Raw genomic sequence first — 5,984 nt, forward strand, 5'->3', positions numbered from 1 at the left:
CCCCACGTGAACGCACAGAAAGCCAACTTTAAACCACAGGGTATTGCCAACCTGCTGTGGGCCATGGCGAAACTGGTGGACGACGGGCAGGGGCAGACACCAGAGATCAAAGAGACCGTGGCCGCGCTGTCGCCCCACGTGAACGTACAGAAAGCTAACTTTAATCCACAGCAAATCGCTAATTTGCTCTGGGCCATGGCAAAACTGGGTGAGCTCGTTGAGCTGAACGTGGTTAAATCGACGTTCGAATCTCTTGTCTACCGAATCAGTGAAAAACCTCAGCTCTCTCAGCAAGCGATATTGATGTCTCTCTGGGGAGTCATGGTATGCTGTGCCAGGTTGTCTCTAGACTCTAATACCAATAAAAATAACTGGCTTGAAAAGCACATGGATGACCTGTTTACTCGCCTGGAAAATACATCCCCAGATAATGAAGAAGATCAACGCATCATTTCCCTGTCCGCCAGTTGGCTTGAGAGAACGTGTCCGATCGTCCCCCATTACCAGACTAACCTGTCAAAACCTCAAGCCGACTTTCGCACTCAACTCCAATCATGCATTCCCTCTTTGCAGATTGAAGAAGAAAAGAGTCTGAACTCATTACCTCCGGTTGACCTGCTACTGCCAGACCACAACATGGTGATTGAAATTCAGGGACGGTCTCATTACGTGAATGGTGATTTCAACACCAGGAATGGTTCGACTCTGCTGAAAATCGCACTGCTGCAAAAAGCAGGATTTGAGGTCATTGAAATCCCGGTTAACCAGCTCAGGAGCCGGGATTCAATAAAACTATATATTGATCAAATAAAGACCAGGGTGGACATCCCGCCACAGGGTCATGGCTCCGTATCACTTAAAAGCGGGTCTGCAGATGAGAAATACGGCACTGCTTATATATAATCATTTCAGCAAAATGAACTTCTGAACCGCACAGCAGTCTGCTTTTTATATTTTCATGAAGTAATGAAATATAATTATGGACGGAAGCTCTGCCGGTATCAGTGGTCAATACGCAAGATCCGATAATAATCATAACCGAGCGGGTGGCCGTGCTGCTGCTTCGAGGCGTGGACGATACCGACAGGCCACGGTCAGGCAGTGGGATGATACCCCACGAACAAACCCGGGGCGTACTACATTTTACCGTTCTTCTGACGCACGCCCTTCTCAACATCTACAGCGCCGTTCAGTTAACCCTGCTCAAGATTTTAAGGCGCTCATCAAACCAGAAATAATGGCTGATCTGGTGAGTAAATCTTATCGTTTCGGTGATCGCTATGATGGGAGACATCACGGTCTGTATGCTGATTCAATTAAAAGATACACATCAGCTGCTAAAAGACCGTTAAATCAAGCTGAACAAAGCCAGCTGATACGTTTGCTGCAAAATTTTACCATAACACGGCGTTGGGACTGGCGAAGCCTTACAACAACACTCCATTCATTGACTTCAGCGGGGTTTTTTACCCCTCATAACCCCATGGATGAGCGTGTCAAGCTAACTCAAGCTTACTTATTGTCAACACAACTTGATGCCATCATATTCAAGTGCAACCAAAAACCTCAAGCCAGGGACATTGATGCCTGGGGAATCTCCAACCAGCTGTGGGCAATGGCAAAACTGGTAGACAACGGGCAGAAGTGGACGCCAGGGTTCAAAGCGACAGTGGCCGCGCTGTTGCCCCACGTGAACGCACAGAAAGTCCAATTTATTCCTCAGCAGATCGCCAACATGCTGTGGGCCATGGCGAAACTGGTAGTCAACGGGCAGAAGCTGACACCAGAGCTCAACGAGACCTTGGCCATACTTTTGTCCCACTTGAACGCACAGAAAGCTAACTTTAAGCCACAGGAAAATGCCAACCTGCTGTCGGCCATGGCAAAACTGGTGGACAACGGGCTGGAGCATACACCAGGGCTCAAAGAGGCCTTAGTCGTGCTGTTGCCAAACGTGAATGCACAGAAAGACCAATTTGATGCCCAGCATATCGCCAACATGCTATGGGCCATGGCGAAACTGGTGGACAACAGGCTGGAGCAGATACCAGGCCTCAAAGAGGCTGTGGCCGTGCTGTTGACCCTTGTGAACACACAAAAAGCTAACTTTAAGCCACAGGAAACTGCCAACCTGCTGTGGGCCATGGCGAAACTGGTGGACAACGGGCTGGAGCAGACACCAGGGCTCAAAGAGGCCTTAGCCGTGTTGTTACCCCACATGAACGCACAGAAAGTCCAATTTAATGCCCAGGATATCGCCAACCTGCTGTGGGCCATGGCGAAACTGGTGGACAACGGGCTGGAGCAGATACCAGGGCTCAAAGAGGCCTCAGGCGCATTGTTGCCCCACGTGAATACACAGAACGCTAACTTTATACCACAAGGTATCGTCAACCTGCTGTGGGCCATGGCGAAACTGGTGGACAACGGGCAGGAGCAGACACCAGGGCTCAAAGCGGCCATAGCCATGCTACTGCCCCACGTGAAAGCACTGCAAGCTAACTTTAACCCCCAGGAAATCGCCAACCTGCTGTGGGCCATGGCAAAACTGGTGGACAACGGGCAGGCGCAGACACCAGAGCTCAAAGCGGCCGTAGCCACGCTGCTGTCCCATGTGAAGGCACTGAAAGCTAACTTTAAACCCCAGGAAATCGCCAACCTGCTGTGGGCCATGGCGAAACTGGTAGACAACGGGCAGGCGCAGACACCAGAACTCAAAGAGGCTGTGGCCGCATTGCTGCCCCACGTGAACGCACAAAAAGACCAATTTATTCCTCAGGGTATCGCCAACCTGCTGTGGGCCATGGCAAAACTGGTGGACAACGGGCAGGAGCAGACACCAGGTCTCAAAGAGGTCGTGGCCGCGCTGTTGCCCCACGAGAACGCAAAGAAAGTCCAACTCAATGCCCGGGATATCGCCAGCCTGCTGTGGGCCATGGCGAAACTGGGTGAGCTCGTTGAGCTGAACGTGGTTAAATCCACGTCTGAACTTCTTCTCTACCAAATCAGTCAATGCCCTCAGTTATCTCAGCAAGATATATCGATGTCTCTCTGGGGAGTATTGGTATGCTGTGCCAGGCTCTGTCCAGATGCCAATGCCAATACCAATAAAAACAGCTTGCTTGAAAAGCACATGGACGCCCTGTTTACTCGCTTCGAAAATGCATCCCCAAACGATGTAGAGGAACAATCCCTCATTGCCATGGCCGCAAGCTGGCTTGACAGGGCGTGTCCCATCGTCCCCCATTACCAGACCAGCATTTCAAAACATCAAACCGACTTCCACGATCAACTTCAATCATCTATTCCCTCTTTAAAAATTGAAGCAGAAAGGAGTCTGAACTCATTACCTCCGGTTGATCTGCTACTGCCTGACCACAATATTATTATTGAAATTCAGGGACCCTTTCATTACGTGTGTGGTGATTTCAAAACCAGGAATGGTTCGACTCTGCTGAAAATCGCACTGCTGCAAAAAGCAGGATTTGAGGTCATTGAAATCCCCACTAACACCTTTTTGAACCCGGATTCAATAAAACGATGTATTGATGAAATAAAGACCAGGCTGGACATCCCGCCACAGGCCCATGGTTCTGTATCCTATAAAATCGGGTGGGTATATGAGGCAAACGTTACCATCGATAACGGGTGTCAATCCTCACATCACTGTTACTTAACCGGCGAAGAGCATTCAGAGAAGCAAACAGGCAAACCCAAAAAAAGAACAAGGAAGAGGAAAAAAAAGCCAAGGTCCTTCAATCAAATATTTTGAACTTTTTTCTGGAAAGAAAGTCGGATATTAGAGGAAATGTTTTAGTTTGATCTATCGCCGTAATAACTAACTAAGTATGTAGCCCTCATTTTCAGGAATTAACAATCATGCAACCACCCCCGATTGCGCCGTCCGAACACTTGTTAGACTATTTAGATTTTGATTTGCTGGCAGGTTCGGCCTGTTGTGGAGTTTTTGGTCAAATTTTCGGTAGCATCGTTAGCCCTATAACATCTGAACCTGTTGGTTTTATGACATTTTGCGGTGCCAATCTCCTGGCTGGCACCCTGAATCGTCGCAGCATTGCCTGGCATCAATACACTAATGTACTACTGCTCAAAAACAAACAGCAGTTAAACAATGCACTAGTGGAAAGGTTTGAACAATTATCGAACAGGCTGAGACAGAATACTTTGAAACTTACCGAAAACCAGAAAAAAATTGAGAATCTTGAAAAGAATATTAAGGAATTGAACAAAAAGCCAATGGACAAGCTGGATCAATTATACAGGGAACAAAAAGAGATTAATGAGAGCTGCAAAACAAATCGCGAGGAAATTGCTGCCCTCCGGGAACTATTAAACAAAGCAACGTTGGTAACTGATCAGCCTGCACCATTGAACCAACTACCCACAGACACTGCACAACAAAAAAACAAGTAGTTGCCCTGGATAGCTCCAATAAAGTTACTCATACAGCAGTTGGCAATCCTTGCTGGGTGATAATACCAGCAAGACAATCAGGTGTTTGATGTAGTTTTCATCCTGTCCTCTGGGACAATAGAACAGCTAATAAACGCACCGGGCCGAGGCATTCTTGATTGATGTCAATACAAAGCGAGGGTTGTCACCCATCTGGTTCACTTCAGCCTTATATATGACACGTGTATCCAGCCCTTTCCAGCTCTTTGCCTGATACTGAGCCTCGCCATACAGACGCACCCGGTAAGGTATCGGTAATTTATTTAATCGGGCGTAAGCTGTACGTGTTTGCAAACAGTGGCGAGCTTCTGCCATGCTTTCGTCCCGAAGGTGTTTTACCCGGCCGAAGAATGGCTGTGATCAACTTCCCGCTCAAACCTTCAAAAATCATCAGTGGCAAGTAGCAGGTATTGCCGTATTTGGTATTAAACAGACTGTACTGTTGAGCACCGTGGGTCAGGCTGGCCGTGTGATCCAGATCAATGACTGCCAGCTTGGGCGGTTTTTTATAGCTGCTGAGAAAATGCTCTGCAAAGGCGTAGGCCAGGTCGTATATATCCCTGCGGGACAAGCCCTTCCCGAGTAGTGTAAATGTGGGGGCTGATGCCAGATGGGTCTCGGCATTCAGAGGACTGCGACCGACAGCCAGCTTGAACATGGGGTCCTTACGCAAATGGTTGCTGTCATTTGGCATCCTGATAACCGCAGGCCATTTGCAGCACTCTTTGCGTCAGAAGATCCTGCATGGAATGGTCAATATATGATTGGTGTCGTTTGTCCTGGATTGCCTTGACGAGCCGGGGAATTATGAAATCTAGAACCGTGTTCATATTCCGGTGATAAACATTTCAGCAAAATGAACTTCTGAACCGCACAGCAGTCTGCTTTTTATATTTCCATGAATTAATGAAATATAATTATGGACGGAAGCTCTGCCGGTATCAGTGGTCAATACGTAAGATCCGATAATAATCATAACCGAGCGAGTGGCCGTGCTGCTGCTTCGAGGTGTGGACGATACAGACAGGCCACGGTCAGGCAGTGGGATAATAACCCACGCACTAACCCGGGTCGCAATGAATTTTACCATTCTTCTGACACACGCTCTTCTCAATATCTACAGCGCCGTACAGTAAACCCTGCTCAAGATTTTAAGGCGCTCATCAAACAGGAAGTAATGGATGACCTGGTAAGTAAATTGCATCATTTCGGTCATCGCTATGATGGGAGAAATCACGGCCAGTATGCCAATTCAATTAAACAATACACATCCGCTGCAAAAAGACCGTTAAATCGAGCGGAACAAAGCCAGCTGATACGTTTGCTGCAAAATTTTACCATATCACGGCGCTGGGACTGGCGAAGCCTTACGACAACACTCCACTCATTGACTTCAGCGGGTGTTTTTACCCCTCATAAACCCATGGATCAGCGTGTTAAGCGTACTCAGGCTGCCTTACTGTCAACACTACTTGATGCAATCATATTCAAGTGCAACCAAAAACCTCACG

General features: G+C 47.9%; 6 protein-coding genes. 4 read left to right on the forward strand and 2 right to left on the reverse strand.

All coding sequences use genetic code 11. From position 1 onward, the window contains the following. The 3 genes from ACO6UY_RS23750 to ACO6UY_RS23760 all read left to right on the forward strand — a co-directional run. Nucleotides 1–903, forward strand: a 903-nt coding sequence (locus tag ACO6UY_RS23750) for an RAP domain-containing protein (RefSeq protein WP_422463870.1), incomplete at its 5' end; no start/stop codon positions are given. Between the two features lie 76 nt (nucleotides 904–979). Beyond that, nucleotides 980–3,772, forward strand: a complete 2,793-nt coding sequence (locus ACO6UY_RS23755; RefSeq protein WP_422450733.1) for a DUF1601 domain-containing protein — start codon at nucleotides 980–982, stop codon at nucleotides 3,770–3,772. A gap of 107 nt (nucleotides 3,773–3,879) precedes the next feature. Further along, a complete protein-coding gene (locus ACO6UY_RS23760; RefSeq protein WP_422463868.1) occupies nucleotides 3,880–4,434 on the forward strand; it encodes a hypothetical protein in 555 nt (184 codons plus the stop codon). A 126-nt stretch (nucleotides 4,435–4,560) separates the two neighbouring features. On the opposite strand, the gene ACO6UY_RS23765 is transcribed toward ACO6UY_RS23760, so the two are convergent. Next, the gene (locus ACO6UY_RS23765) at nucleotides 4,561–4,788 is read right to left on the reverse strand and encodes a transposase (RefSeq protein WP_422450731.1); all 228 of its coding nucleotides are present in this window, start codon (nucleotides 4,786–4,788) and stop codon (nucleotides 4,561–4,563) included. Further along, entirely contained in the window at nucleotides 4,733–5,167 is a 435-nt protein-coding gene (locus ACO6UY_RS23770; protein WP_422491513.1) for a transposase, read from the reverse strand. The genes ACO6UY_RS23765 and ACO6UY_RS23770 overlap by 56 nt, the downstream gene beginning before the upstream one ends. A gap of 225 nt (nucleotides 5,168–5,392) precedes the next feature. Here ACO6UY_RS23770 and ACO6UY_RS23775 point away from each other — a divergent pair. Next, the coding region (locus ACO6UY_RS23775) for a hypothetical protein (protein WP_422463867.1) at nucleotides 5,393–5,984 on the forward strand (592 nt) is incomplete at its 3' end.

Source organism: Endozoicomonas sp. ALE010, assembly GCF_049310165.1.
In the GTDB taxonomy this organism is placed as follows: Bacteria; Pseudomonadota; Gammaproteobacteria; order Pseudomonadales; family Endozoicomonadaceae; genus Endozoicomonas.

Coding starts and splice junctions, on each gene's coding strand:
- ACO6UY_RS23765 (WP_422450731.1), bottom strand. CDS start 4,788: ATGGCAGAAGCTCGCCACTGTTTGCAAACACGTACAGCTTACGCCCGA.
- ACO6UY_RS23770 (WP_422491513.1), bottom strand. CDS start 5,167: ATGCCAAATGACAGCAACCATTTGCGTAAGGACCCCATGTTCAAGCTG.
- ACO6UY_RS23760 (WP_422463868.1), top strand. CDS start 3,880: ATGCAACCACCCCCGATTGCGCCGTCCGAACACTTGTTAGACTATTTA.
- ACO6UY_RS23755 (WP_422450733.1), top strand. CDS start 980: ATGGACGGAAGCTCTGCCGGTATCAGTGGTCAATACGCAAGATCCGAT.